At 62.6% G+C, this 25,354-nt stretch carries 26 protein-coding genes; 17 read left to right on the top strand and 9 right to left on the bottom strand.

Annotated elements, in window-relative coordinates; translation table 11 throughout:
* Window positions 1-176 precede the first annotated feature (176 nt).
* The 8 genes from ASB57_RS23985 (at window position 177) to ASB57_RS23950 (ending at window position 7,041) form a co-directional block, all read left to right on the top strand.
* Window positions 177-971 (top strand): aspartate/glutamate racemase family protein, encoded by a 795-nt coding sequence (locus ASB57_RS23985; RefSeq protein ID WP_057654459.1) that lies wholly within the window; start codon window positions 177-179, stop codon window positions 969-971.
* Between the two features lie 75 nt (window positions 972-1,046).
* Window positions 1,047-1,844 (top strand): transporter substrate-binding domain-containing protein, encoded by a 798-nt coding sequence (locus ASB57_RS23980; RefSeq protein WP_057654458.1) that lies wholly within the window; start codon window positions 1,047-1,049, stop codon window positions 1,842-1,844.
* 46 nt (window positions 1,845-1,890) lie between these two features.
* On the top strand, window positions 1,891-2,604 hold the full coding sequence (locus tag ASB57_RS23975; protein WP_057654457.1) for an ABC transporter permease: 714 nt from the start codon (window positions 1,891-1,893) through the stop codon (window positions 2,602-2,604).
* Entirely contained in the window at window positions 2,594-3,283 is a 690-nt protein-coding gene (locus tag ASB57_RS23970; protein WP_057654456.1) for an ABC transporter permease subunit, read from the top strand. Before ASB57_RS23975 ends, ASB57_RS23970 begins: the two co-directional genes overlap by 11 nt.
* Before the next feature lie 34 nt (window positions 3,284-3,317).
* Window positions 3,318-4,112 (top strand): amino acid ABC transporter ATP-binding protein, encoded by a 795-nt coding sequence (locus ASB57_RS23965; protein ID WP_057656399.1) that lies wholly within the window; start codon window positions 3,318-3,320, stop codon window positions 4,110-4,112.
* Entirely contained in the window at window positions 4,112-5,137 is a 1,026-nt protein-coding gene (locus ASB57_RS23960; protein WP_057654455.1) for a PotD/PotF family extracellular solute-binding protein, read from the top strand. The genes ASB57_RS23965 and ASB57_RS23960 overlap by 1 nt, the downstream gene beginning before the upstream one ends.
* A 124-nt stretch (window positions 5,138-5,261) precedes the next feature.
* Entirely contained in the window at window positions 5,262-6,116 is an 855-nt protein-coding gene (locus ASB57_RS23955) for an ABC transporter permease (protein WP_057656398.1), read from the top strand.
* A 1-nt stretch (window position 6,117) separates the two neighbouring features.
* On the top strand, window positions 6,118-7,041 hold the full coding sequence (locus ASB57_RS23950; RefSeq protein WP_082621796.1) for an ABC transporter permease: 924 nt from the start codon (window positions 6,118-6,120) through the stop codon (window positions 7,039-7,041).
* Between the two features lie 30 nt (window positions 7,042-7,071).
* Here the strand turns inward: ASB57_RS23950 and ASB57_RS23945 are convergent, their stop codons facing one another.
* From ASB57_RS23945 to ASB57_RS23925, 5 genes are all read right to left on the bottom strand, one after another.
* Entirely contained in the window at window positions 7,072-8,031 is a 960-nt protein-coding gene (locus tag ASB57_RS23945) for a glyoxylate/hydroxypyruvate reductase A (RefSeq protein WP_057654454.1), read from the bottom strand.
* 84 nt (window positions 8,032-8,115) lie between these two features.
* Window positions 8,116-8,571 carry a type II 3-dehydroquinate dehydratase gene (locus ASB57_RS23940; protein ID WP_057654453.1) on the bottom strand — a complete coding sequence of 152 codons (456 nt, stop codon included), beginning with the start codon at window positions 8,569-8,571 and terminating at the stop codon, window positions 8,116-8,118.
* Between the two features lie 12 nt (window positions 8,572-8,583).
* The gene (locus ASB57_RS23935; protein ID WP_057654452.1) at window positions 8,584-9,258 is read right to left on the bottom strand and encodes a glutathione S-transferase family protein; all 675 of its coding nucleotides are present in this window, start codon (window positions 9,256-9,258) and stop codon (window positions 8,584-8,586) included.
* Between the two features lie 65 nt (window positions 9,259-9,323).
* Window positions 9,324-10,340, bottom strand: coding sequence for an NAD(P)H-quinone oxidoreductase (locus tag ASB57_RS23930; protein ID WP_231755230.1), 1,017 nt, complete (start codon window positions 10,338-10,340; stop codon window positions 9,324-9,326).
* A gap of 10 nt (window positions 10,341-10,350) precedes the next feature.
* On the bottom strand, window positions 10,351-11,469 hold the full coding sequence (locus tag ASB57_RS23925) for an ABC transporter ATP-binding protein (protein WP_057654450.1): 1,119 nt from the start codon (window positions 11,467-11,469) through the stop codon (window positions 10,351-10,353).
* 242 nt (window positions 11,470-11,711) lie between these two features.
* On the opposite strand from ASB57_RS23925, the gene ASB57_RS23920 reads away from it, so the two are divergent.
* Both ASB57_RS23920 and ASB57_RS23915 read left to right on the top strand, forming a co-directional pair.
* Window positions 11,712-12,962, top strand: a complete 1,251-nt coding sequence (locus ASB57_RS23920) for an NAD(P)/FAD-dependent oxidoreductase (protein ID WP_057654449.1) — start codon at window positions 11,712-11,714, stop codon at window positions 12,960-12,962.
* Window positions 12,963-13,157: 195 nt separating this feature from the next.
* On the top strand, window positions 13,158-13,826 hold the full coding sequence (locus ASB57_RS23915) for a YitT family protein (protein WP_082621795.1): 669 nt from the start codon (window positions 13,158-13,160) through the stop codon (window positions 13,824-13,826).
* A gap of 18 nt (window positions 13,827-13,844) precedes the next feature.
* On the opposite strand, the gene ASB57_RS23910 is transcribed toward ASB57_RS23915, so the two are convergent.
* A complete protein-coding gene (locus ASB57_RS23910; protein ID WP_231755229.1) occupies window positions 13,845-14,360 on the bottom strand; it encodes a RidA family protein in 516 nt (171 codons plus the stop codon).
* Window positions 14,361-14,527: 167 nt separating this feature from the next.
* On the opposite strand from ASB57_RS23910, the gene ASB57_RS23905 reads away from it, so the two are divergent.
* The 3 genes from ASB57_RS23905 to ASB57_RS23895 all read left to right on the top strand — a co-directional run bounded on the left by ASB57_RS23905 (window position 14,528) and on the right by ASB57_RS23895 (window position 18,612).
* A complete protein-coding gene (locus tag ASB57_RS23905) occupies window positions 14,528-15,034 on the top strand; it encodes a sigma-70 family RNA polymerase sigma factor (protein WP_057654448.1) in 507 nt (168 codons plus the stop codon).
* Window positions 15,035-15,041: 7 nt separating this feature from the next.
* A complete protein-coding gene (locus tag ASB57_RS23900; protein ID WP_057654447.1) occupies window positions 15,042-16,013 on the top strand; it encodes a FecR domain-containing protein in 972 nt (323 codons plus the stop codon).
* Between the two features lie 205 nt (window positions 16,014-16,218).
* Window positions 16,219-18,612 carry a TonB-dependent siderophore receptor gene (locus ASB57_RS23895; protein WP_231755228.1) on the top strand — a complete coding sequence of 798 codons (2,394 nt, stop codon included), beginning with the start codon at window positions 16,219-16,221 and terminating at the stop codon, window positions 18,610-18,612.
* Between the two features lie 55 nt (window positions 18,613-18,667).
* On the opposite strand, the gene ASB57_RS23890 is transcribed toward ASB57_RS23895, so the two are convergent.
* From ASB57_RS23890 to ASB57_RS31175, 3 genes are all read right to left on the bottom strand, one after another.
* Window positions 18,668-19,168 (bottom strand): ferritin-like domain-containing protein, encoded by a 501-nt coding sequence (locus ASB57_RS23890; RefSeq protein WP_057654446.1) that lies wholly within the window; start codon window positions 19,166-19,168, stop codon window positions 18,668-18,670.
* Window positions 19,169-19,246: 78 nt separating this feature from the next.
* The gene (locus ASB57_RS23885; RefSeq protein WP_057654445.1) at window positions 19,247-20,353 is read right to left on the bottom strand and encodes a PHB depolymerase family esterase; all 1,107 of its coding nucleotides are present in this window, start codon (window positions 20,351-20,353) and stop codon (window positions 19,247-19,249) included.
* A gap of 200 nt (window positions 20,354-20,553) precedes the next feature.
* Window positions 20,554-20,745: a hypothetical protein gene (locus tag ASB57_RS31175; protein ID WP_156414251.1), complete on the bottom strand. Its 192-nt coding sequence runs from the start codon at window positions 20,743-20,745 to the stop codon at window positions 20,554-20,556.
* Between the two features lie 161 nt (window positions 20,746-20,906).
* Here ASB57_RS31175 and ASB57_RS23880 point away from each other — a divergent pair, with 161 nt between their 5' ends.
* The 4 genes from ASB57_RS23880 to ASB57_RS23865 all read left to right on the top strand — a co-directional run bounded on the left by ASB57_RS23880 (window position 20,907) and on the right by ASB57_RS23865 (window position 25,066).
* Window positions 20,907-22,217: a sodium:proton antiporter gene (locus tag ASB57_RS23880; RefSeq protein WP_231755227.1), complete on the top strand. Its 1,311-nt coding sequence runs from the start codon at window positions 20,907-20,909 to the stop codon at window positions 22,215-22,217.
* A 223-nt stretch (window positions 22,218-22,440) separates the two neighbouring features.
* Window positions 22,441-23,424 carry a DUF1852 domain-containing protein gene (locus ASB57_RS23875; RefSeq protein ID WP_057654444.1) on the top strand — a complete coding sequence of 328 codons (984 nt, stop codon included), beginning with the start codon at window positions 22,441-22,443 and terminating at the stop codon, window positions 23,422-23,424.
* A 26-nt stretch (window positions 23,425-23,450) separates the two neighbouring features.
* Window positions 23,451-24,479 (top strand): methionine synthase, encoded by a 1,029-nt coding sequence (locus ASB57_RS23870; RefSeq protein WP_057654443.1) that lies wholly within the window; start codon window positions 23,451-23,453, stop codon window positions 24,477-24,479.
* Window positions 24,480-24,556: 77 nt separating this feature from the next.
* The gene (locus ASB57_RS23865; RefSeq protein WP_057654442.1) at window positions 24,557-25,066 is read left to right on the top strand and encodes a flavin reductase family protein; all 510 of its coding nucleotides are present in this window, start codon (window positions 24,557-24,559) and stop codon (window positions 25,064-25,066) included.
* The last annotated feature ends 288 nt before the right edge of the window (window positions 25,067-25,354 follow it).

Here is a 25,354-nt window from a genome sequence, read left to right as displayed (position 1 = left end):
GCGTCCGCCACCAGCCATCGGGAAATTTGATCCCTGCATAAGGAAAAGGCGACTTGGTCGCTCAGGTCGTCTCTCTCATCATTGGTTGGCGTTGACGCAGCCCGCGCCGCGTGGACACACTATCGCCACCCCAGGGCGGCTGCCCGCCACAGATCCCACCCCATGGAGCCTCTGCGTTGAACAGCTCATCGAATTCCCCTCCCGCCAAAGCCTATCCCCCGTTCCGTTATGACGGTTCAGGCGACCTGGCCCGCATAGGCTTGATCTACATTGCGTCCAGCGTGGTGATGGAAGAAGAAATGTGGGCCATGTCGGCCCCTGGCGTATCGACCCATACCGCGCGCATCAAGCTGCCCAAGGTCACGGTCCAGGGCATCGAGGAAATGATGAACGCGCCGGAGCTGGAGCAAGCCGCCCGCATGGCCGGCGCGGCGCCCATCGACGTCTTGCTGTTCGGCGGCACCAGCGCGTCCTTCCTGCACGGAACGGCCTACGACCAGGCGCTGATCAAGAAACTGCAGCAATGGGTGCCCGGACCGAAGATCACCACCGCGTCGACGGCGACCTTGGCCGCGCTGAAACAGGTGAAGGCCGGCAAGGTGGCGCTGGCCACGCCTTACCTGCCGGAGATCCACGAGCGCGCCATCCGTTTCCTTGAAGAGAACGGCCACCAGGTGGTGAAGAGCGCCCACCTGGGCATCTCCGACGATCACGCCCTGGCCGAAGTGTCGCTGGAACAGGTCTACGACCACGTAATGTCCGTGGACCATCCGGAAGCGACGGCCATCTTTGTGTCGTGCACGAATTTCAGGACCGTCGGCGCCATCGAGGCGCTGGAAAAGGAACTCGGCAAGCCGGTGATTTCCGCCATCCAGGCGTCGTTCTGGCACTGCCTGGAACTGACCGGCGCCGCCGGCGCCAAGCCCGGCTACGGTGAACTCTTCAAGGGAAGGATCGCGAACCCGACCTGACCTGATAAGCGGGACCTTCCGATGGCGGCGGGGCTGACTGTCGGAAGCTACGAACATATACAAGGGGAATACCGAATGACTGTTGATCGCACCATCGCCGCCATCGCGCTGGCCAGTGTCTCATTGCTGGCGAGCGCCTTCGCGCCCGCCCACGCGGAAAAACTCGTGCTGGGCAATGAAGGCAGCTACCCACCCTTCAGCATGGTGGACCCGTCGGGCCGCCTGACCGGCCTGGAACCGGACCTGGCGCGCGAAATGTGCAAGCGCATGAATGTCGACTGCGAAATCGTGGTCATGGACTTCAAGGGCTTGATCCCCGCCCTGCTGCAAAAGAAGCTGGACGCCGTGGTCAGCCAGACCAAGCCGCTGCCCGAGCGCAAGGAAAAGGTGCTGTTCGGCCGCCCCGTCCTGTTCAATCCCGATTCCTATGTGGTGCCGGCCAACAAGAACTACGAGTTCACCAAGGCGGGCCTGAAGGGCGTGCGCATCGGCCTGCAACGCGGATCCGCGCAAGCCAAGTATGTGACCGAGCAATTCGGCGATGCCGTGCAGATCGTGTTCTACGACAACCCCGACCAGATCCGCCTGGACCTGGCGAACGGCCGTCTGGACATGAGCCTGGGCCCGAAGATCAGCTGGACCAATGAATTCCTTTCCAAGCCCGAGGGCAAGAACTGGAAATTCGCAGGCGGCGACCTGTGGACCGGTGGCGGCGAGGCCGGATCCAGCTGGATCGCGCGCAAGGACAGCGCCGAGCTGCTCAATCGCATGAACGCCACCCTGGACACCATCATCAAGGACTGCACGTTCACCACCTTGCGCAAGAAGTATATGGAAGTGGCGCTGCTGCCAGAGGAAGCCGCCTGCAAGTAAGGCGGGGCATCTTCCAACTCTTTACCTGTTTGCCGGGACTACCACCATGCCGTCGATGGGGTTTGTGCAACAACTAGGGATGGGCGCCCTCACCACGATCCAGGTCGCGGTGTGCGCCTATCTATTGGCCCTGGCGATCGGCACCGTGTTCGCCCTGGCCACCTTGCGTCCACGCCTGCTGACCAGGCTCATCTGGGTGCCTTACGCGTCCATCTTCACGGGCGTGCCGTCGCTGCTGGTCGCCTTCCTGTTCTATTACGGCGGGTCGGACATCATCAGCAGCGTGCTGGAGCCTTTCGGTTTCGCCGCGCGTATCGAGGTCACGCCCTTCATGGCGGCGGTCACCGCCCTGGGCATGGTCTACGGCGCCTATCTGGCCGACCTGATACGCAGCGCCATCCAGAACGTGCCGCACGGGCAGTTCGAAGCGGCGCGCGTGCTACTGGTGCCGCGCGGCACCATCTGGCTGCGCGTGATCCTGCCGCAGATGCTGCGCCTGGCGCTGCCCGGCATGACCAATATGTGGATCGTCGTGCTCAAGGACACCGCCCTGGTGTCCCTGATCGGCCTGAAGGAGATCATGGCCTACGCCAAGCTGGCGTCCGGCGTGACCAAGGAACCCTTCATCTACTACCTGCTGGCGTCCGCCTTCTTCCTGGGGATGACCTGGCTGACGTACTACGTGGCCAGGAATGTGGAGCACTGGGCAGGACGCGGCTTCCACCCCGTCGTGTCCAAGGGGGCGTCCCATGCACTTTGACCCACAAGTCGCCTGGGACAGCCTGCCGAAGCTGCTGGCCGGCACCGCAACCACCTTCGCGGTGCTGCTGCCCGTGCTGGTCTTCGGCCTGCTGCTGGCCTTGCCCATCGCCCTGGCGCGCTTCCGGCCCGGGCCCCGTTCCGTCCTGGCCGCCGCGTACATCGGCTTCTTCCGCGGCGTGCCCAGCCTGGTGCTGCTGTATCTGATCTATAGCGGGCTGCCGCAGTTCGCCCTCGTGCGCGAAACCTTCCTCTGGAACCTGTTCTCCAACGCCTACGTCTGCGCGTGGATCGGCCTGGCGCTGACCCACTCCGGCTTCATGGCCGAGATCATCCGGGGCGGACTGGCGGCGGTGCCGCAAGGCACCCTGGAAGCGGCCGCGACCCTGGGCCTGAAACCGCGCCAGATCCTGTTCCGCCTGCGTCTGCCGATGGCCGCGCGCTACGTGCTGCGGGCGTATCAGAACGAACTGCTGATCATGGTGAAAAGCACCGCGGCGGTCAGCGCCATCACCCTGGTGGACCTGACCGCGGCCGCCAATACCGTCTTCGACTACACCTACGACCCTTTCACGCCCTTGATGACGGCGGCCGCGATCTACTGGTGCATCACCAACGGGATTCGCCTGGCTTTCTCCATGGCGGATCGGAAGTTCAACCGTTATCTCGTCAGGGCCTGACCTCATCATGAGCGCAATCCTCTCCGACCTGGCCATGCCGCAAACCCGCTCCACGCAAGGCCTGGCGCCCGCGGTGTCGATCACCGGCCTGAACAAGTTCTACGGCACCTTCCACGCCTTGCGGGACATTGATCTTGAAGTGGCCAGCGGCGAGATCGTGGTGCTGTGCGGCCCTTCTGGCTCGGGCAAATCGACCTTGATACGCTGCATCAATCATCTGGAGCAGCACGACGCCGGCGACATACACGTCAGCGGCATCAGGCTGACGCGCCGCCAGGAGGACGTGGAAAAAGTCCGCCGCGAACTGGGCATGGTGTTCCAGAGCTTCAACCTGTTCCCGCACATGACCGTGTTGGCGAACTGCACCTTCGCGCTGAAGCTCGCCCTCAAGGTTCCGCAGAAGGAAGCCGAGGCCATCGCGCAGGAATATCTGGCCAAGGTCAACGTGGCGGAGCAGGCCCACAAATATCCCATCCAGTTGTCGGGCGGCCAGCAACAGCGTGTGGCGATCGCGCGGGCGCTGTGCCTGAAGCCGCGCATCATGCTGTTCGACGAACCGACGTCCGCCCTCGATCCGGAATCGGTGGGCTCGGTGCTGCGCATCATGGAAGACCTGGCCCAGACCGGCATCACCATGATCTGCGTCACCCATGAAATGGGCTTCGCGCGCCGCGTGGCGGACCGCTGCGTCTTCATGGAACGGGGCGAGATCGTCGAAACCGGGCCGGCCAAGACCTTCTTCGACGCGCCGGCCTGCGAACGCTTAAGGAATTTTCTCGACGCTGCACACACTTCAATCACCAGCGATGGTTCTACAAGGGGTTCGTGATGATCAGAAAGCTACTCTCGGTCGGCATGCTTGCCGGCGCCTTATTCTCCGCCGCGGCGCATGCCGAGGACGCATTGGTAGTCAGCACCTGGGGCGGCAGTTTCCGCGACTTGATCGACGAGACCATAGGCAAGGAGTTCACGAAGCAGACCGGCGTGCCGGTCAAGTACATCACCGGCGGCACCATAGACCGTCTGAACAAGGCCAAGCTGGCAGGCAAGCCGGAAAGCGACATCACCTTCACCACCTCGCACATCGGCTGGCTGTATGTGAGCGCCAATCTGTACGAGAAGCTCGATACCGGCAAGATCCCCAACTATTCGCACCTGGTCGATCGCGCCAAGATCAGCCCCTACCACGTGGGCAGCTGGGCGTATGTCTACACCATCGGCTACCGGCCGGACCTGGTGCCCAAAGACATCAAGTTCGACAGCTGGAACGACCTGTGGAACCCGGCCCTGAAGAGCAAGCTGTCGGCGCCTGACTTCGATCCCAGCCACATCATCACCGTCGCCGCGATGCTGTCGGGCGGCGACGCCGCCACCTGGCAGAAAGGCGAGGACAAGCTCAAAGCCTTGAAGCCGAACTTCAAGGCCTTCTATACCAACGACGCCAACAGCCAGCAGTTGATCGCCTCGGGCGAAACGCCCGTGCAAGTCCTGCTGTCCATGAATGCCTATTACATGATCGGTCAAGGCGTGCCGATCAAGGTGGTCATGCCCAAGGAAGGCGCGGTGCTGGGCGTGGACACGATGGGCATCATGAAAGGCAGCACCAAGACCGACCTGGCGTACAAGTTCATCAACATCGCCCTGTCACCCGAAGTGCAAAGCAAGATCGTCGCCGCCAAGAAGGCCAGCCCGGTTATCGACGACGCCAAGGTGTCGGCGGAAGACGCGGCCCTGCCTGGCGTGTTCACCACCAAACAGCAATGGGACACCCAGGCCATCGTCATCGACGACAAACTGCGCGCGGAGAAGACGGCCGAGTGGCGCAAGTGGTTCACTGAAAACATGATGAACTGAGTGCCGGCCGGGCCTGCGGTCTAAGCACCCCGCAGGCCGGTCGCGCGACGGCTATGCCACGGCGCTTTGCGCCAGGCATGGCCGTCGCGTTCCTGATGACCGTGGACTTTGGATGGACGACCTCATGGACGCACGCTCCAAATTGAAGGGATGGCTGATCTCCCCCGCCAGCTTTGTCGCGCTATGCATATGCGTGGCATTGGCGGCGGTACTGCAATACAGCGTCCGGGCTTTCATTCCGGGTTCGCTGGATGTCGGCGGCCTGACCCTGGCGAACTTCTCCGGCCTTAGCAAGCCGATCTACCTGGATGCCTTCGTCAACACGCTGCGCCTTAGCGTGGAAACCACCATCTTCTCGATCCTGGTGGCCTATCCCCTGGCGTATGCGCTGGTTCGCGTGCGCAACCGCTTCATCAAGTCCTTCATCCTGATCGTGTCGATCACGCCGCTGTTCCTGGGCGAGATCGTGCGCACCTATTCGTGGATCATCGTGCTGGGCAACAATGGCTTCATCAACACGGTGTTGCGCAAGCTGGGCATCATCGACCAGCCCCTGACCCTGATGTTCACGCATCTTGGCGTGCTGGTCGCCCTGGTCCACGTGACCATCCCCGTGGTGGTGCTGATGCTGGCCACGGCCATTTCCCATATCGACCGCGATTACGAGAAGGCGGCGGAGAGCCTGGGCGCCGGGCCGGTACGCACCTTCCTGACCGTCACGCTGCCTTTGTCCATGCCTGGCATCCTGGCCAGCGTGACCACGGCCTTCGCCTGGACCTTCAGCGCGTTCGCCACGCCCCAGATGATAGGCGGGGGCCGTGTTCCCACCGTGTCCACCCTGGTCTACCAATTGGGATTCGCGTCCATGAACTTCCCCCTGGCCGCCAGCCTGAGCATCGTGGGCCTGGCCTTGACCGGGGTCGCGCTGATGTTCCTGGGACAAGTCACTCGCCGCATGAAAGCCATCGGAGGCCATTGAGATGAAGATTCCGACTCCCGCCGCCCAGGGGGCCGGCACGCTGAGTGCCCGCCCCAACGGCGCCGACGCCGCCACTGGCGACGCGCGCCGTGCCAGTCCCCCGCGATCCCGGCGCAGCACGACACCGGCGTGGCTGCGCATCGGCGGGCCCGTTCTTATCACTCTGCTGCTCGGCTTCGTGCTGCTGCCCGTCGTGGTGGTGACCTTGGCCGCGTTCAATGACAAGGCCTTGCTGACCTTTCCGCCTGAGTCCTGGTCATTGCGCTGGTTCAAGCGCGTCTTCACCTATGCCGATTTCCAGGATGGCTTTCACGCCAGCATGGTGGTGATGGTCTGGGCATCGTCGCTGGCGCTGGTAATCGGCACGGGGCTGGCTGTCGCGGTGAAGCGCATGAGCTTTCCCGGCAAGCACCTGCTGCAGGCCATACTGCTCTCGCCCCTGGTGATTCCGCACTTCACCGTGGGCCTGGGGCTGCTTATCCTCGTAGCGCAGTTCGGTATCGAGCGCGGCTACGCCATCGTGATCCTGTGCCACGTCATCCTGGTGCTGCCCTTCGTGCTGCGCAGCGTTTACGTGTCGATGGAGAATCTGGACGAACGCCTGGAGCAGAGCGCGGCCAGCCTGGGCGCGTCGCCCTTGCGCGTGCTGTTCACGATCACCGTGCCCCTGCTGGCGCCCGGGCTGTTCGGCGGCTGGCTGTTCGCCGCCATCATGTCCTTCAGCGAATTCACCGCGTCCCTGTTCGTCACCACCCAGGCGACGCAGACCCTGCCGGTGTCCATGTACAACTACGTCCGGGAGTTCGCCGATCCGACCTTGGCGGCGCTGTCGGTGGTGTATATCGTGGCAACCGCGGCCTTGCTGATCTTCGCCAATCGCTTCCTGGGGCTGGGGCGGATTCTCAATATCGAAGAGCGGCACTGAAAGCGCGGCCGTGAGACAGGCCGCGGGCTTTCAGTAGCCCCGGCCTGGATCGATGACGTTCAAGGGCGCCTGGCCCGTGTCCACACGCAGGATGTTGTCGGCGATCTGCGTGGCCGCCGAAGACGGGATGGCCACCGACGCCAGATGCGGCGTGATCAGCACATTCTCCATCCGCCACAGCGGATCTTCCGCCGACAGCGGTTCGCGCTCGAAGACATCCAGCGTGGCGCCGCCCAGGTGGCCCGATTGCAGCAGGTCCGTCAGCGCCGCCTGATCGACCAGGGCGCCACGGGCGACATTGATCAGCGCCGCACCGCGTGGCAGGCGCAGCAATCTCTCCCGGTCGAATAGTCCGCGCGTCTGTTCCGTCAACGGCAACATCAGCACCACGATGTCGGCTTGCGCCAGTACCGTGTCCAGGGTTTCCATGCCGGCGTAGCAGTCGATATCCTCGATCTGGCGCGGCGTGCGCGACCAGCCCAGCACGGTCAGGCCCTGTCGGCGCAACTCGCGGGCGGCGTACGCGCCCAGCTCGCCCAGACCCAGCACCGCCACACGCACGTCTTCGGGCGAGCGGGGATGGCGATAGGCCCACTCGCCGCGTTTCTGCGCCTGCTCGAAATAAGGAATGTCGCGGGCGTAGCGCAAGGTGGCGAACAGCACATAGCCCGCCATCATCCGCGCCATATTGGGATCGGTGATGCGGGTGATGGGAATGCCTGCCGGCAGATCGCTACGGCCGACAAGAGAATCGACACCGGCCCCCAGGTTGATGATCAGGCGCAGGCCGGACATCCGGTCGAAGAATCCCGCCGGGGGTTTCCACGCCAAGGCATAGCTGACCTCGGCGGGATCGCCGAGGTCGCTGGCATGCCGTATTTCCAGCCGCGGCAGCTTCGCGTTCAAGGCTTTGCGCCATGTGGCGAAATCATCGAACTCGCTGTAGAAGACCAGGACTCCGGAAGGCTGCGCGTTGCTGGTGGCGTTCATTGCCTCTTTATCCTGTTTTCCCTGTTGACCTTCCGGACCTTATTGACCGTCTTCAGCTTCTTGAGCTTCCTAAGCTTCCTGAGCTCAGGCAGGCTTGCGTATCAAACGCGCCATCGCCTCGATGGCCAGTTCGTAGCCTTCCGCGCCCAGGCCCGCGATGACGCCATCGGCCGCCTTGGAAATATACGAATGATGGCGGAAGCTTTCGCGGCGCCAGATATTGCTCATATGGACTTCGATGATGCGCCCGGGGAAGGATAGCAGGGCATCCAGGATGGGCACCGACGAATAGGTCAGGCCGGCGGCGTTGATGATGACGCCTTGGGCGTCGCCGCGGGCCTGCTGGATCCAGTCGACCAGCTGGCCTTCGTAGTTGGACTGGACAAAGTTCAGCTTCAGGTTCAGCGCGGCGGCCTTCTTCTCGCAGCGTTCCTGCAGCATGGGAAAGCTTTCGGACCCGTAGGTCTTGTTGGCATCCAGGCCATAGAGATTGGCATTCGGCCCGTTGAGGAACCAGACGGTGGCGGAGGGTAGACTCATGGCGCGTTTGCCTCAGGCGTGGGGTAGGGTTGCCTGCATGGCAGGCAGCGCGTTGAATGCGGCGAACCATTTGGCCGCCAGCGGATGATCGGCGCGCCAATCCAGTTCGGGATAGCGGAAGTCCAGATAGCCCAGCGCGCACCCCAGCGTGATATCGCCGATGGAGGGGTCTACACACTGAAGGCTGGGCGCCAGTGTTTCTATCGTGGCCAGGGCCGCCTGGACCTTGACCAGCTGCGCTTCGCGCCAGGCGGTCCACTGTTTGTCCTCGGGACGCGCGGTGTGCTCGTAGCGCGCCAGCAATGCGGCATCGAGCAGCCCGTCGCCCGTGGCCTGCTGGGTCAAGGCCGTCCAGCGCTTCGCCCCCGCGGGGGGAAACAGATGCGCATTGCCTGCCAGATCGGCCAGATACTCGCAGATGACGCGGCTGTCGTAGAGCGCCTGGCTGGCGCGCCCCGGGCCGTCGAGCCCCGGGCCATCGAGCCCCGGGCCATCGAGCCCCGGGCCGTCATCCAGGATCAGGGTCGGTACTTTCGCCAGGGGATTGTGAGCGGCGATACGCGCATCGCGATTGATCGGATGCGCGGCGCTGTCCAGCCATTGAATCCGGTCGGCCAGGCCTGTGATCAACGCGCAGACCATGACCTTGCGGACGAAGGGAGAAGTAGGGGCATAGAGAAGTTTCAATGCGGGCTCCGGCGCGAGGAATCAATGCGGGGTCGATGCAGGATCAATGCGGGATCAATGCGGGATCAATGCGGAATCAGGACCAGCTTCCCGAACACCTTGCCGCTTTCCAGCAGCTGATGGGCGTCGACGGCCTGCGCCAGCGGCAGGCTCTTGAACATCCTGGGCTTGATGCGCCCGTCCGCCACCAGCGGCAGAACGTGTCGCGCCAGTGCGACGGCCATGCGCGCCTTCTCGGCATCGGTCTGCGGCCGCATGGTGGAAGAATGCAGGCTTAGCTGCTTCTGCATCAGGGTCAGCAATTCGACGGTGACCGCGGACCCTTGCAGGAAGGACAGGCTGACATGGCGGCCGCCGAAGGCCAGGGCCTGCAGATTGCGCCGCACGTAATCGCCACCGACGATATCCAGCACGACGTTCACACCCTTGCCTTGGGTAAGCGTATTGCAGGCCTCGACGAAATCGGTGTCATGGAAACAGATCGCTTCGGACGCGCCCAGCTCGCGCAGCGCGGGCAGGCGGTCACGCTCGCCGTCCGTCACGATGACGCGCGCGCCGGCCGCGCGCGCCATCTGGATCGCCAGGGTACCGATACCGCCGCCACCGCCGTGGATGAGCACGGTCTCGCCCATGCGCAGGCGGCCCAGCTCGAACAGGTTGTGCCACACCGTGAACAGGCCTTCGGGCAGCGCGCTGGCCTCGGTGTCATCCAGGCGGTCAGGCACCGGCAGGGAATGATCGACGCGGGCCACGCAGTAGGGCGCATAGCCGCCGCCCGCCAGCAGGCTCATCAGGCGTTGACCCTGCAGGGTCGCGGGCACGCCGGCTCCGCAGGCGATGACCTCGCCGCAAGCTTCCAGGCCAAGGACATCGGTCGCACCCGGAGCCGGTTTGGCCAGGCCCTGCCTTTGCATGATGTCCGGACGGTTGATGCCCCCCGAACGAACGCGCAGCAGAACTTCGCCAGGCCCGGGGACAGGGACCGGCCGCGTGGCCAGGGTCAACACTGTTGCGTCGCCGGGTTCCCGCGCGATGATCGCCTGCATATCTGAAGGGAGATGCGCTGAAGGGGGATGCGTCATGGTGTCTTTCTCACTGTGCGTTGAAGACGCTGACCCCATGGTCGGGGAACGCCAGTCCGGCGACCGAGCCCACGGGCCAGTCGCGTAAACAGCCCAGCCCGGCGGTGCGTATCATCACGCGCTGCTTGCCGGCCACGGGAATGTGGACGTCCACGTACATGTCGACGTGATCGCCCTGGAACACATGGTTGACCACCGTGCCGCTCAACACCGACGCGCTATGCAGGTTTTCCAGCTTGATGTGTTCCGGCCGCACATAGACATCCAGCCGGCGGCCTTCATGCGAACCGCCGACCAGGCGGTCGCGCGGTACGCTCATCAGGCCGGCGCCCAGGCGCAGCTGAATGGTGTCCGAGTCCGAGCCGTGGAAGTAACCGGGCAGGATGTTGACGTCGCCCAGGAAGGACGCTACGAAGGGATCCTGGGGGTTGCGATAAAGCTCGTCTGGTGTGGCGATCTGCCTGATGACGCCTTGGCTCATTACCGCGATGCGGTCCGACATGCTCAAGGCCTCGCCCTGGTCGTGCGTGACGAAGAGAGTGGTCACGCCCAGTTCGCGCTGGATGTCGCGGATCTCCACCTGCATGGCGCCGCGCAAGCCCTTGTCCAGGGCGGAGAAAGGCTCGTCAAGCAGCAGCACCTTGGGCCGGATCACCAGGGCACGCGCCAAGGCCACACGCTGCTGCTGGCCGCCGGACAGCTCACGGGGCTTGCGGTCGGCCAGGCCATCCAGCTTCACCAGGGCCATGGCGTCACGTACCCGTTGCGTGATCTCCGCCGCCGGCACCCGGCGCATGCGCAAGCCATAGCCGATATTGCGCTCCACCGTCATGTGCGGGAACAGCGCGTAGTTCTGGAACACGATGCCGATCTGCCGTTGATAGGGCGGCAGCGTGGTCACCGGTTGGCCGTCGATGAAGATCTCGCCGTTGTCCGCGTCGGCGAAACCGGCGATCAGATTCAGCAGTGTCGTCTTACCGCAGCCTGACGGCCCCAGCAGGGTCAGGAACTCCCCCTGCTCGACCTTGAGGGAGACCTCGTGCAAGACAGTCTGGTCACGATATTTCTTGACCACTCTTTCCAGGCTGACGGCGCTGGAAGTCTCGGTAGAAAAGGGGCGATTCCGCATAGCACCGGCGTCCGATCTGCGTTTGACGGGTTCAAGAATACGGTAAGAGTCCGGCCCCGGTGCGTTGTCGATACCGATGCACCCCATCGGAAAAACGAAAGCGCCGACGGCATCTTGGACATTTGCTTTTTCCTAAGTCAGCCGTCTGAAAAACGAAGTTATCAAATCCGGTGATCTGGATCACACTGCGTCGCAATCGGACTCGGGACACGTCAGGCCCCGGTACTCTTCAGGATCTTGCAATGTCAATTGAAAAAACCAATACGTTGGTGATCGGCGCTGGCCAGGCAGGTATCGCGATGAGCGAGCACCTGGGCGCGATGGGGATCCCGCACATCGTGCTGGAGCGCAAGCGCATCGCCGAACGCTGGCGTTCGGAGCGCTGGGATTCGCTGGTGGCGAACGGCCCCGCCTGGCATGACCGCTTTCCTGGATTGAAGTTCGATGACGTCGGCCCCGATATCTTCCCGGCCAAGGAGCGCATGGCCAAATACTTCGAGGATTATGCGAAGCTGATCAAGGCTCCGGTGCGTACGGGTGTCGCGGTATTGCGCGTCAAGCGCAACGTCAAGCGGCCGGGCTTCACCGTGACCACGTCCGAAGGCGACATCGAGGCGCTGCATGTCGTGGCGGCGACGGGTCCTTTCCAGGTGCCCAGCTATCCCAAGGTCGTGCCCGACAGCGCGGGCATCCTGCAGCTGCATTCTTCCGAATACAAGAACCCGGGCCAGCTGGCCGATGGCGCGGTGCTGGTGGTGGGCGCGGGCGCGTCGGGCTCGCAGATCGCCGAGGAATTGCGCAAGGCCGGCCGCAAGGTCTATCTGTCCGTCGGCGAGCACTACCGCCCGCCGCGTTCGTATCGCGACCGCGACTACTGCTGGTGGCTGGGCGCGCTGGGCATGTGGGATGAAGTCAAGAAGAAGCCCAAGCGCGAGCACGTGGCGTTCGCGGTGAGCGGCTACGAAGGCGGCAGGACCATAGACTTCCGGCGCCTGGCCCACGAAGGCATCGAGCTGGTCGGCATCACCAAGTCCTATGAGAATGGCGTCATGCATTTCGAGGACAACCTGGTGCGCGACGTGAAGCAGGGCGACGAGGATTATTTCGAAGTGCTGCGCGAAGCCGACGCCTACATCGAGCAGAACAGCCTGGACCTGCCGCCCGAGCCGGACGCCTGGAAACTGCTGGAAGATCCGGCGTGCCTGACGCATCCCATTCTTGACCTGGACCTGGCCAAGGCCGGCATCAAGACCATACTCTGGGCGACGGGCTTCAAGGTCGACTTCAGCTGGATCGAGGTCGACACCTTCGACGACAAGGGTTATCCCATACACAAGCGGGGCATCTCGGCGGAGAAGGGCATCTACTTCCTGGGGCTGCCCAACCTGACCAACCGGTCGTCGTCCTTCATCTGGGGGGTCTGGCACGACGCCCGTTATATCGCCGACCATATCGGGATTCATCTGGACTATCTGTCGTACAAGAAGGAATAACGGCGGTTTTAGTTTGGCCGGGTCGAGGCTGTGTGCCCGGGGGGATCTTTTTGGCACCGAGGCGCCTGGCGGGGTCTTGCGCGGCGCGCTGCTGCAGGGCAACATAATGCCTGTCCGACGAAGCCGGGTGGCCACAAGCCATACCGGCCCATCGCGGGCAATTGTTTCCCCTACCCCCCTCGGGAAGACCCCTTCATGTCTCGACTATTCCGGCGCCCCGTCCTGGCGCCCCCGGTTGCGTTTCACGCGGCCGATACCGTAGCGCCCGACGTCGCGCCCCTCCATACCCGCCTGGAGGACGCCTACGGCCTGTTCATCGGCATCCTGTTCTCCGCCATGGGCATTGCCCTGCTGGCGCGGGGCGGCATGATTACCGGCGGCATTGCCGGCATGGCCTTGTTGGGCTCCCTGCTGACGGGCCACGCAACGGCGCTGCTCGTTCCCCTGATCAACATCCCCTTTATCGCCTTCTCGCTCTACGCGATGGGCAGAAGCTTCGGCATCAAGAGCGCCTTCGTCAGCGTGGCTATCGGTGTCGGCGTCAGCATCATCACCCGTTCGCTGGACGTGTCCAACATCGACAATGGCTTCGCGGCCATCGCGGGCGGCACCTTCCTGGGCATGGGCATCCTGTGCCTGGCCCGCCACAACGCGTCGCTGGGCGGCACCAGCACCCTGACCTTATGGATACAGAAGCGCTATCGGATCAATGCGGGCAAGACCCAGCTGGCGTTCGACCTGGCCTTGTTCTGCGTGGCGGCCGCGTATCTGCCCGCCGCGAAGATACTCTGGTCCGCCCTCGGCACGCTGGCGATGAATGCCATGCTGATCGCCTGGCACAAGCCGGGGCGGTATCGGGGCTGAGGGCGGGCGCAGCGAAGATCAGGACTTCAGGAAGAAGATCGCTTCCACTTCCACCGACGCGTTGCGCGGCAGCACCGCGACACCCACGGCGCTGCGTGCGTGGCGCCCGGCTTCGCCGAACACTTCGACGAACAGGTCGGACGCGCCATTGACCACGGCCGGCACGGATTCGAAGGCCGGCCCGGCCAGGACGAAACCGTTGACCTTGAGGCAGCCGCCGACGCGGTCCAGGTCGCCATCGCAGGCCTGCGCCAGGGCGGCCAGCAGGTTCACGCCACAGAGGCGCGCGGCGGCATAGCCTTGCTCGACATCTTCCGGTTCCTGCAGCGGGCCGCTGTAGACCGCCTTGCCGTCGCGCGAACTGGTCTGACCCGCCAGGTAGACGAGGTCGCCATGGCGGCGGAAGGGCACATAGCTGCCACCGGGCTTGGGCAGGCCGGGCAGTTCAATGGAAAGTTCGCGCAAACGTTCGGTAATGGACATGGTTTCGCCAGAAAGATAGCCAAGGATGTAGGCCGCCATGCGGCCTGCCATGCAGCATACCGCGCCGGTCGGGACAGCCGGACACCGGCCGCGTGAACATCGGGGCGCGGCGGCTTGCCAAGATCCGCCTCTGTGTTGGACAATTGATATTGGTTCTCATTATTAGTTTTCGACCGGAGCACTTGGTGTCCGCCACTCCCCCCGCCGCCGCATCGTCGATGCACACCCTGTACAGCGATAACCATCGCTGGCTGCAGGGCTGGCTGCGCCGTCGCGTGGGGGATCCATTCGATGCGGCCGATCTGGTGCAGGACACCTTCGTGCGGGTGCTGAAGGCCCATACCGGCCAGGGCGCCGAGGCCGCCAGCGCGGACACGGTGGCGCACATCCGTGAACCCCGGGCCTATCTGGCGGCGATCGCCAAGGGCCTGATGATCGACTTCTTCCGGCGTCAGACCCTGGAGCGGACATATCTGGAAGTTTTGGCCGCCTTGCCGCCGCAAGAGGTGCCGTCGCTGGAAACGCAGGCCGTGCTGCGCAGCGTCTTGACGGAAATCGACGCCATGCTCGACGGGCTGGGCCTGAAGGTCAAGCAGGCTTTCCTGATGGCGCAGTGCGAAGACCTGCCCTATGCGGAGATCGCGCGCCGCCTGGGCGTATCGCGCCGCACCGTGGACAATTATCTGGCGCGCGCGATGGCGCACTGCTGCCTGCTGTTGCCCTGAGCCCGTGATGCCCGCGGACACGAAGACCAAACCCGGCGCACAAGCCCTGCGCGCCACCAACGAAGCCGCCACCTGGTACGTGCGCCTGGGCTCGGAAAGCGCCACCGCGGAAGACCGTCACGCCTGGAGCCTGTGGCTCGCCAGCGACACCGCGAACCGCGCCGCCTGGGACAAGGTCGAACAGGTCTGTCGTCAGATGGGCCGCGTACCGGGCAATATCGCCCGGCCCACCCTGGCGGCGACCAAAGTGTCGCGCCGCGCCGTGCTGGGCAGCGTGGGGCTGCTCGCCAGCGCCGGCGCCGCGACGTGGCTGGGGTGGCGCGCCTTGCCCTGGCGCGTATGGACCGCCGATTACCACAGCGCCGTGGGTGAACAACGCAACATCCAGCTGGCCGATGGCTCATCGATGCTGCTGGACACGGACACCGCGGTCGACGTCTCGTTCGACGCACAGGCGCGCATCCTGGACCTGCGGTCCGGCGCCATCATGGTGGTCACCCACCCCGATCCCGCTCCCACGCCGCGCCCCTTCATCGTGCGCACGCGCCAGGGCACGGCCACCGCGCTGGGTACGCGCTTCACGGTCAAGACCGAAGATGGCTGGACCCGCGTGGCCGTGCTGGAGAAGGCCGTTCGCATCGCGCCCGCCGAAGGGCACGACACGATGACCCTGGTCGCGGGCCAGCAGGCACGCTTCAACCACGACTCGATCGAACCCCTGCAGGCCAACGATGTCGCCACCGCGTCCTGGACCACCGGCAATCTGGTGGTGCTGGACATGCCTCTCGGACAACTGGCGACCGAGCTGGGAAGATACCGGCGCGGCGGACTGGGATGCGATGCCGACATCGCGGGACTGCTGGTGTCTGGATCGTTCCCATTGCGGAATACCGATCAGGCGCTGGCGTCACTGACGCAGAGTTTCCCGGTGAAGACCACGCGGGTGCTCGGCCACTGGACCCGCCTTGTCGCCCGTTGATCCGACCAGATGCCGGTGTCGAATACCGCGCTGAAAATATTTTTGAAGAAGTTGCGTCTTTGAGCCGGCTCGTCCGTCCTCCCAGGCAGAACCCTCATTTCACGTTCCCCTGAGAGACTCCATGTCGTCCAACCGGTCTGTTCCCGCTGCCCCTGTTCCGCGCTTGCGGCCACGCGTTCTGTCATCCCGCCTGGCGCTGATTTTCATGGCATCGGCCATGATGGCGCCGCCGCTGCTGCACGCGCAATCCGCCACCACGGCGTCCGACAACGCCGCCCGCCGTTTCGACATCGCGGCAGGCCCCTTGGCCCAGGTGATCAGCCAATACGCCAGCGCGGCCGGCGTGGCGCTGTCCTTCGACGGCGCGCAGACGCGCGGATTGACCTCGGCCGGCGTGCATGGCGCCTATTCGGTGGACGCGGGCTTCGCGGCCGCGTTGGCGGGCAGCGGTCTGGAGGCCGTGCGCGGCGCGCAGGGCGCTTACACACTGCGCGCCTTGCCGGCGGCCGGACCCGTCACCACGCTGCCCAACGTTGCGGTGATCGGTTCGACCAGCGCGCCGGCGGACGATGGTTTCGTGGCGCTGCGTTCGTCAGGCGGCACCAAGACCAACACACCCTTGATCGAAATCCCGCAGGCCATCAGCGTTGTCACGCGGGACGAAATGGATAGTCGCGGAGTGCAGAACTTCAACTCGGCCGTGGCCTACACGCCGGGCATCCGCGCCATCGATTACCCGGGCGGCCAGGGCGCGCCCGACATCTACCTGCGCGGCTTCCGCGCCTTCAACCTGTTTTCCACGTACCGCGACGGTCTGCGGGCCGGATTCAATCAATACGACATCGATATCGAGACCTACGGCCTGGAACGCATCGACGTCATCAAGGGTCCGTCGTCCGTGCTGTATGGCCAGATCGCGCCGGGCGGACTGGTCGACATGACGACCAAGCGCCCCACCGAAACACCGCTGCATGAAATCGAATTGCAGGGCGGCAATTTCAACCGGCGCCAGGCCGCGTTCGACTTTTCCGGGCCTTTGGATGAAGACGGCAAATGGCTGTACCGCATCACTGGCGTGGGGCGCGAGAGCGGCACGCAGGTGGACCATTCGCCCGATGACCGCGTTTACCTGGCGCCGTCCCTGACGTGGCGTCCCACCGACAGGACCAGCGTCACCGTCTATGCCAGCTATCAAAAGTCCAAACGCGGCGGTTCGGAGCAGAGTCTGCCGCTGACCGGCACGGTAAAAGACAATCCCGCCGGCCGCTTCCCGTCGGACGTCTTCCTGGGCCAGCCCGACCTGACGCATTACACGGTCGAGAACACCTCGATCGGCTACGACGTCGAACACCGCGCCTCGGACAAGTGGACCGTGCGCCAAAAGGCCCGGTATATGCATGCCAACGTGGACTACATCTCCAGCGGCGCGCGCAATAGCGCGCAGCTTACCGATGGCCGCTATTACACCTTCGGCATGCAGGACCGGCCGAAAGGCACCGATACCTTCCTGATCGATACCAGCGTTGAAGGCCGCCTGACGACGGGCGCGCTACAGCACACCGTGTTGACCGGCGTGGACTACGGCTATTACTCCGGCCGCGAATCGCGCACCAACGGCACCAACGGCACGATCGACATCTTCAATCCGGTCTATACCAACACCACCACGTGGAACAGCTTCAAGACGGTGGATGGCAAGAGCCAGGTGTACCAGACGGGCCTGTATGCGCAGGATCAGTTGCGTTACGAGCGCTGGATCCTGACCTTGGGTGGCCGCTATGACTGGGCCACCAACAAGGAATCCGACTATCTGTCGGACACGAGCAGCAAGGTCAACTCGGAAGCCTTCACCGGGCGGACCGGGCTGACCTATCTGCTCGATAACGGCGTCGCGCCTTACGCCAGTTATTCCACGTCCTTCCAACCGGCTTCCGGCACCCTGGCCCCGTCTCGGGGCGGCGGCAATTTCGATCCGACCAAGGGCAAGCAATATGAGCTGGGCTTGAAGTATCAGCCGCCGGGGTCGGACAGCACTTACACCGCGTCCTTGTTCCAGTTGACGCAGCAGAACGTCACTACTGCCGACCCGCTGTATTCGGGGTATTCGGTGCAGGACGGCGAAGTGCGCTCGCGGGGCTTGGAGCTGGAAGCCAAGACGGCGCTGACCTCGGGTTTGAATGTGGCGGCGTCGTATACCTATCTCGATTCCGAGATCACCAAGGACAATGCCAATCTGGCCACCGGCGTCAGCAAGAAGGGCCTGCGTCCCGCGTCGGTACCGCGCCACATGGCCGGCCTGTTCGTCGACTACACCCAGCGCACCGGCCCGCTGGCGGGCGTGGGCGTCGGCGCCGGCGTGCGCTACGTCGGGTCTTCCTACAACAGCCCCAACACCGTCAAGATAGGCGGCTACACCCTGGTCGACGCCGTTCTGCGCTACGACCTGGGACAGCTGAGTTCAGATCTGAAAGGACTGCGCGCATCGCTCAGCGCAACCAACCTGTTCAACAAGCGCTATTTCACGCCGGGGTTCTACGACCAGTCGGTGTTCTACGGCAACCGGCGCGCGGTGGTGGGGACGTTGAGCTATCGGTGGTAAGCGGCCAGGTCGCGGGGCGATCGCGAACGCCGCGAGGCCCTCGTAAACGCCCCCGCTACTTGCTGGCCGCTTTTGCGGCCAGATTCACGTCCTGCTGGGCAAACTTGGAGAGCTTCTCATCGGTGGCTTTCTCTTCAAGCAAGGTGTCGTGGAGGAGCTTCGCCGAGACCGTGAAGCCCAGGTGTTTGGCGAGCGCGCACAAGGTCCCGTACGTTGCTATCTCATAGTGTTCCACCTTCTGGGCGGCGCCGATCAACCCCGCATCGCGAACGGGTCCTTTCTCGATTTCGTCGACGATTTCCTGACCCTCTTCGACCAGGCCTTCCATCGCCGCGCACTTGATGCGCTTCAGTTTCAAGCCTTCTTTTTCGACGACCTGGTCGATGCGTTCTATCTGGCCCTGTGTCTCTTCCAGATGAGTCTGGAAGGCAGCCGCCAGGTCCGGATTGCTGGACGCGCGAGCCATCTTTGGCAGGGCTTTCGTGAGTTGCTTCTCAGCGCTGTAAACATCGGATAGCGCGTGGATGAAAAGATCCTGCAGAGTCTTTGCTGTCATGCTGTGCTCCTGAGGTTGGCGCGCCAGGATGGCGCTTCAATCATTGACGCAGAAGGCGTGCCCGCGCATCGCAGGTTCTTACGCCTTTCTGTCCAAGGTGCGAGCGAAAAAGAACCGCAGCATTTCGGTGGTAGCGTCAGGACCGTGACTATCAGTGTAGGAACCCGCCGCGTTGCCGCCAGCCCAGGCATGCCCCCCACCATGTACCTCCCAGCGTTCTCCCACCACCTTGCCCGTGTCATCACGATAAAGGTATCTGGAACTGTCGCGCTTGCCATCATGCCCTTCCATGCTCATCTTCTCGACGTGCGCGGTAGTGCCCAGGCAGGCGTGCATCACACGCTCGGCATTCTTGGGATGCACAGTCGTATCACGGTCCCCATGGAACACGATGGCAGGCACCGCGGGCCCAATGTGTGTGGGTTCCGCGGAATGCGTGCCCTTCATCGCCGACAAGGCAGACGGCAGATCCGATGCCGCTCCAGGGGCGAGACCCGAATGCACGCCAAGCGCCGCATAAAGATTGGGGAAAGCACGAACCAGGATCGCCGCCATCGCGCCGCCCGCCGACAGACCGGCCACATAAACGCGCTGAACGTCGACCCCAAGCGTCGTGATGATTTCGCGCGTCATGCCTGCCAGGATGGCTGGTTCGCCCCGGCCCTCCTGCTGATGATTGCGCTTGAACCAGTTCCAGCATCTCTGTGGGTTGGCCTTGCTCGACTGCATTGGATACAGGACGTGGAAGCCCTGCTCCCGAGCCGCATTGTTCATGGCGGTACCGACCGCGAAGTCATCGGCTCCCTGTGTGCAACCGTGGAGCATGACCACCAGCGGCAGAGAACGTTCTCTGCCGCCGGGCGGAACGTAGAGCTTGTAGCTGCGCTGTCCTGCTGGATGACGGAAGACACCTTCGATGAACGACTCGCCTGACGTTGCGGCTGGGCATGCAGGCGTGGCGCGTTCTTCAGGATCGGGCAAGCTGAGGGGAAGTGTTCTTCCGCTACCCGGGACCTCCCGAAAATCGACATCGATGACGTCGGAGTCGTCCTTGAAAGTATCCGTTCCGGGGCGCGTTGACGTGCCGCGCAACGCCGCTTGAATAGCCAGCGTCGCTTCAGTGAGTTTTCCTGCGCGTGTGAGGCTGGTGGCCTGACTCATCAATTGCTCAAAATCGGGATGCATGTATGCCTTGGAGGAAAAAGATCCGCCCTCCCTGCCGGTGAGATGTGGATGGGCAGAGAACGTGAAACCCCAGCTCGCTGATCCGGCGCGGAATGCTTTCCGGCGCTCGACGCGCCGGATACGGCCCTGCTGCTTGCATCCTGCATCTGCTACCGCAGGCTCCAGCCGCGCACTCGACGTACTACCCCGCGCCCTCGCAATTACTGGCGAATGTCTTGCTCTTCTGCCTGCTTGCGCGCGATGTCTTCGTTCGACTGTTCAGCTTGAACATCACGAGATTGATCCTGGTCCTCATCCTGGTCCTCATCCTGATCATGCATTTGAGCCCCCTTTTTCCGCTGCTGGCCGATTGAGGAGGTGGACGAATCATTGCGACGATTGGGAAAAGTCATGGGGTTAACCTTTTGTAGAGATCATGGCGGAATGCCACCTCACCACGGTGCGCTTCAAAGGGTGGCTGGCATAGCCGTCAAATGAAACACTTAATCTTGTCGCGCTGGTCTCCAGTGGAACCTATGCCAAAGCGTTGCGGACTGGGGCGCCATGATATGGTGTGCCCTTCCCCCTGGCCCTCGACATGTCCGAACCTGCATGGTTTCTCGCCGTTGGCAGCTTGCTCATCTTCATCGTCTTGAGCAGCACGCTCCTTGCTCGTCTGTCGATGAGCGGCGCTATGGCCTATCTTTTCCTGGGCGCCCTGGTGGGCCCAGGAATTACCGGGCTAATAGATCTCGATCCCCTGAGACAGACCGCCACGCTTGAACTGCTGGCAGAAATCGCCGTGCTCATTTCGCTGTTCACCGTGGGCCTGCGTATGGGCATACCGCTGCGAGACCGCCGTTGGGTCTTGCCCATACGTCTCGCGCTGGTGTCGATGGTGATCTCGGTGACATTGATCGCGGCCTTGGCGGTGTGGGGTCTAGGAATGTCGCCAGGGGAAGGGGTACTGCTCGGCGCCATCCTCGCACCGACCGATCCAGTGCTGGCTTCCGGCATACAGACCGAACGCGGCCCCGAGCCTACCTGGATACGCTTTGCCTTGTCGGGCGAAGGTGGCTTGAACGATGGCACGGCCTTCCCCTTCGTCTTGCTTGGATTGGGGCTCATGGGGCATTACGACCTTGGCGACGGCGGGTGGCGCTGGATCGTGGTGGACCTGATGTGGGGAACCATCGGGGGACTGGCGATAGGTGCGATGCTGGGCCTGGCGATCGGCCGCGTTGTCATCTACATGCGAACGCGGCATGCCGCAGCGGTGGGGCATGATGAATTTCTGACCCTGGGTCTCATCGCTCTTGCATATGGCATGGCGCAGCTTTGCGTAGCATCGGGATTCCTGGCCGTGTTCGCCGCGGGTCTTGCGCTGCAGCGAGTGGATGAAGCGCCGCAGCGCGACAGCATTTCGTTGGGATCGTCGCCTAAGGCGGAAGGCCACGGCGACGCGGTACTGGGCATACATTCGCATCACGCAAGCGCGACGATGGCCCGCACCGTACGCGCATTCAATGCGCAACTGGAGCGTTTTGCGGAATTGGCCCTGGTGCTGCTGGTTGGCGCGATGTTGGCGTACATCCAAATCCGGGACCTGACCTGGTGGTTCGTTCCGGTGCTGTTCGTCTTCGTGCGCCCGGTGGCAGTGTTTCTTGGAACCATCGGCAGCGGCTGCCGGAAGCGGCAGCGCGCGTCACTGGCCTGGTTTGGCATACGGGGGATAGGCTCGGTTTTCTATCTTTTCTTCGCCATCCGGCATGGGATTGATCCCGACTTCGGCCGGCGGTTAGTGACAATCACCTTGTCCGTGGTGGCGGCGTCCATCCTGCTGCATGGCGCTTCCGTGAAGCTGTTCATGAGCAAACCCACGTGATCCCACGATCACGTCCCTGCAACCAGGCAGGACAACTATGAGCCAGATTAATAATTCGATGGAAATCAATTCATTATTATTCATCTATCGAATGACATAGAATCTGAACCCTAATGTCGAGACTGTCAAGACAGTCGGATCGAGAATAGAAAAAAAGATCCGGCGGTATTGCACCTGGGAATAAACACGCGGTTTATCTCAGATATTTGGGTGCCAGATCATAATGAACAAAGATTTTACGTTCGCTATCAAGAGCATATTCTTTGATGAGGACTACCGTCCGTCAGAGAACACGCGCGTCACGACCAATTTCGCCAACCTGGCGCGGGGCACGAGCCGGCAGGAGAATCTGCGCAATACGCTCAAGATGATAGACAACCGTTTCAATGCCCTGGCGCATTGGGACAACCCCAAAGGCGACCGTTATAACGTCCAGCTTGAGATTATTTCCGTCGAATTGAATATCGACGGCACCAGCAGCGCCAACGCCCTGCCTTTGATTGAAATATTGAAGACCAATATTATCGATCGCAAGACCGGCGAACGAACTCAGGGCATCGTGGGAAATAATTTCTCGTCCTACGTGCGCGATTATGACTTCAGCGTACTGCTGCTGGAGCACAACAAGGACCAGCCCAAGTTCAGCACGCCGCCCAATTTCGGCGACCTGCACGGCAATCTGTTCAAGAGCTTCGTCAACTCGAAAGCCTACAAAGAACACTTCAACAAGCCGCCCGTCATCTGCCTGAGCGTTTCGAGCAGCAAGGTCTATCAGCGCACTGAAAACCAGCACCCCGTGCTGGGCGTCGAGTACCAACAGGACGAGTATTCGTTGACCGACGAATATTTCAAGAAAATGGGCCTGAAGGTGCGTTACTTCATGCCGCCCAACAGCGCCGCGCCTTTGGCTTTCTATTTCACCGGCGATCTGCTGGCTGACTACACCAATCTGGAACTCATCAGCACCATCAGCACGATGGATACCTTCCAGAAGATCTATCGGCCGGAGATCTACAACGCCAATTCCGCCGCGGGCAAATCCTACCAGCCTAGCTTGCAGCACCAGGATTACTCCCTGACCCGCATCGTCTACGACCGGGAAGAGCGCAGCCGGCTGGCCGTCGAGCAGGGCAAGTTTGCCGAGGAACAATTCATCAAGCCGTACCGGGCGATTCTTGAGCAATGGTCCGCAACCACCCATATCTGATTTAGTAGAACCGCCAGGTCATCTTCATGAAAAAACTGCTTCCCACTTCAACCGCCGGCAGCTTGCCGAAACCCTCCTGGCTCGCGCAGCCGGAAACCCTCTGGTCGCCCTGGAAATTGCAGGATGACGGCCTGGTCGAAGGCAAACGCGATGCCCTGCGCTTGTCCCTGCAGGAACAACAACACGCCGGTATCGACATCGTCAGCGATGGCGAACAGACGCGCCAGCATTTCGTGACCACGTTCATCGAACACCTGAACGGCGTCGATTTCGAAAACCGCAAGACCGTCCGGATTCGTGATCGCTACGACGCCAGCGTGCCGACCGTCGTGGGTGCCGTAGAACGCCAGAAGCCGGTCTTCGTGGACGACGCCAAGTTCTTGCGCCAGCAAACCAGGCAGCCGATCAAATGGGCCCTGCCGGGTCCCATGACGATGATCGATACGCTCTACGACGATCACTACAAGAGCCGCGAAAAACTCGCTTGGGAATTCGCCAAGATTCTCAACCAGGAAGCCAAGGAGCTGGAAGCCGCCGGCGTCGACATCATCCAGTTCGACGAACCCGCCTTCAATGTCTTCTTCGATGAAGTGAACGATTGGGGCGTCGCCACCTTGGAACGGGCCATCGAAGGCCTGAAGTGCGAAACGGCCGTCCATATCTGCTACGGCTACGGCATCAAGGCCAATACGGATTGGAAGAAGACGCTGGGCTCGGAGTGGCGGCAATACGAAGAAGCCTTCCCCAAGCTGCAGAAATCCAGCATCGGCATGGTTTCCCTGGAGTGCCATAACTCGCACGTTCCGATGGACCTCATCGAACTGATCCGGGGCAAGAAAGTGATGGTCGGCGCCATCGACGTGGCCACCAACACCGTCGAAACGCCCGAGGAAGTCGCCAATACCCTGCGGAAGGCGCTCCAGTTCGTCGATGCGGACAAGCTCTACCCGTGCACCAATTGCGGCATGGCGCCCCTGTCGCGCGAAGTCGCCCGGGGCAAGCTGAGCGCCTTGAGCGCGGGTGCGGAAATCATCCGGAAAGAACTCTCGAACTGATCCCGTTGTGAAAACGGCCGTTGCAAGCAAATTGCGACGGCCGGCTTCGGCGCTGCAACCCGTATTTAGCATCTGCCATGTCCCTCCCCAGTACTGCCATCGAGCCATTGCGCTTGCGCGAAGCGCTCGGGCATTACGCATCCGGTATCACCGTAATCACGACGCACATCGACGGCGAGCCGATCGGCTTCACCTGCCAGTCGTTCTACAGCGTGTCCTTGAATCCGCCGCTGGTGTCATTCAGCGTGATGGCCGGGTCGGCCAGCTATCCCAAGATTCGCCGGGCAAAGCGCTTCGCGGTGAATATCCTGTCCGAAGAGCAAATCAAGGTTTCCAACCAGTTCGCGCGACGCGGCACGGACAAGTGGCACGAAATCGAATGGCAGGAATCGCCGCTGGGTAATCCCATCATTACCGGCAGCCTGCACTGGCTCGATTGCGAGATCTACGCCGAACACGCCGCGGGGGATCACCTGATCGTGATCGGTGAAGTGAAAGCCCTGGACCTGCAAACCGTTGGCGCGACGCAGCCCCTGTTGTACTTCAAAGGCCAGTATCGCAACATCGCCGCCCATGGCGGTGTTTGAGCATGGCCTGAACGATCCGCGAACGACGAAGCGGGCTCAATGCCTGCCGCGCAACCGCTCCGCGCAAAGCAGCACACATCAAATTTTTTTCACTCGCTCCTAAGAAAAAATGGCTATGGCCGCGGGGGCGATTTACTTAGACTCCCAGTCATCCCGTGTCATCTTGGGGTGCCGGCGGCAGTCTCGTTGTTGTCGGTAGGCGACCGCCTGGTTCCCGGACCATGGCGGTATTACGCCAAGGCACGGTCCACACAGGACCGCGCCCATACCTATAAATCCGATGGAGAC

This window comes from Bordetella sp. N, assembly GCF_001433395.1.
GTDB lineage: Bacteria > Pseudomonadota > Gammaproteobacteria > Burkholderiales > Burkholderiaceae_B > Bordetella_C.
Note: the sequence above shows the minus strand (reverse complement) of the source record. Positions and strands in the feature narration are given on the sequence as shown.

Excerpts from the sequence above, each read along its gene's own strand:
- ASB57_RS23940 (WP_057654453.1), bottom strand. The coding sequence starts at position 8,571 with ATGAGTCTACCCTCCGCCACCGTCTGGTTCCTCAACGGGCCGAATGCC.
- ASB57_RS23970 (WP_057654456.1), top strand. The coding sequence starts at position 2,594 with ATGCACTTTGACCCACAAGTCGCCTGGGACAGCCTGCCGAAGCTGCTG.
- ASB57_RS23945 (WP_057654454.1), bottom strand. The coding sequence starts at position 8,031 with ATGAACGCCACCAGCAACGCGCAGCCTTCCGGAGTCCTGGTCTTCTAC.
- ASB57_RS23955 (WP_057656398.1), top strand. The coding sequence starts at position 5,262 with ATGGACGCACGCTCCAAATTGAAGGGATGGCTGATCTCCCCCGCCAGC.
- ASB57_RS23885 (WP_057654445.1), bottom strand. The coding sequence starts at position 20,353 with ATGCATCCCGATTTTGAGCAATTGATGAGTCAGGCCACCAGCCTCACA.
- ASB57_RS23925 (WP_057654450.1), bottom strand. The coding sequence starts at position 11,469 with ATGCGGAATCGCCCCTTTTCTACCGAGACTTCCAGCGCCGTCAGCCTG.
- ASB57_RS23905 (WP_057654448.1), top strand. The coding sequence starts at position 14,528 with ATGCACACCCTGTACAGCGATAACCATCGCTGGCTGCAGGGCTGGCTG.
- ASB57_RS23920 (WP_057654449.1), top strand. The coding sequence starts at position 11,712 with ATGTCAATTGAAAAAACCAATACGTTGGTGATCGGCGCTGGCCAGGCA.
- ASB57_RS23900 (WP_057654447.1), top strand. The coding sequence starts at position 15,042 with ATGCCCGCGGACACGAAGACCAAACCCGGCGCACAAGCCCTGCGCGCC.
- ASB57_RS23910 (WP_231755229.1), bottom strand. The coding sequence starts at position 14,360 with ATGGCAGGCCGCATGGCGGCCTACATCCTTGGCTATCTTTCTGGCGAA.
- ASB57_RS23875 (WP_057654444.1), top strand. The coding sequence starts at position 22,441 with ATGAACAAAGATTTTACGTTCGCTATCAAGAGCATATTCTTTGATGAG.
- ASB57_RS31175 (WP_156414251.1), bottom strand. The coding sequence starts at position 20,745 with ATGACTTTTCCCAATCGTCGCAATGATTCGTCCACCTCCTCAATCGGC.
- ASB57_RS23980 (WP_057654458.1), top strand. The coding sequence starts at position 1,047 with ATGACTGTTGATCGCACCATCGCCGCCATCGCGCTGGCCAGTGTCTCA.
- ASB57_RS23930 (WP_231755230.1), bottom strand. The coding sequence starts at position 10,340 with ATGACGCATCCCCCTTCAGCGCATCTCCCTTCAGATATGCAGGCGATC.
- ASB57_RS23865 (WP_057654442.1), top strand. The coding sequence starts at position 24,557 with ATGTCCCTCCCCAGTACTGCCATCGAGCCATTGCGCTTGCGCGAAGCG.
- ASB57_RS23960 (WP_057654455.1), top strand. The coding sequence starts at position 4,112 with ATGATCAGAAAGCTACTCTCGGTCGGCATGCTTGCCGGCGCCTTATTC.
- ASB57_RS23890 (WP_057654446.1), bottom strand. The coding sequence starts at position 19,168 with ATGACAGCAAAGACTCTGCAGGATCTTTTCATCCACGCGCTATCCGAT.
- ASB57_RS23870 (WP_057654443.1), top strand. The coding sequence starts at position 23,451 with ATGAAAAAACTGCTTCCCACTTCAACCGCCGGCAGCTTGCCGAAACCC.
- ASB57_RS23975 (WP_057654457.1), top strand. The coding sequence starts at position 1,891 with ATGCCGTCGATGGGGTTTGTGCAACAACTAGGGATGGGCGCCCTCACC.
- ASB57_RS23915 (WP_082621795.1), top strand. The coding sequence starts at position 13,158 with ATGTCTCGACTATTCCGGCGCCCCGTCCTGGCGCCCCCGGTTGCGTTT.
- ASB57_RS23950 (WP_082621796.1), top strand. The coding sequence starts at position 6,118 with ATGAAGATTCCGACTCCCGCCGCCCAGGGGGCCGGCACGCTGAGTGCC.
- ASB57_RS23895 (WP_231755228.1), top strand. The coding sequence starts at position 16,219 with ATGGCATCGGCCATGATGGCGCCGCCGCTGCTGCACGCGCAATCCGCC.
- ASB57_RS23965 (WP_057656399.1), top strand. The coding sequence starts at position 3,318 with ATGCCGCAAACCCGCTCCACGCAAGGCCTGGCGCCCGCGGTGTCGATC.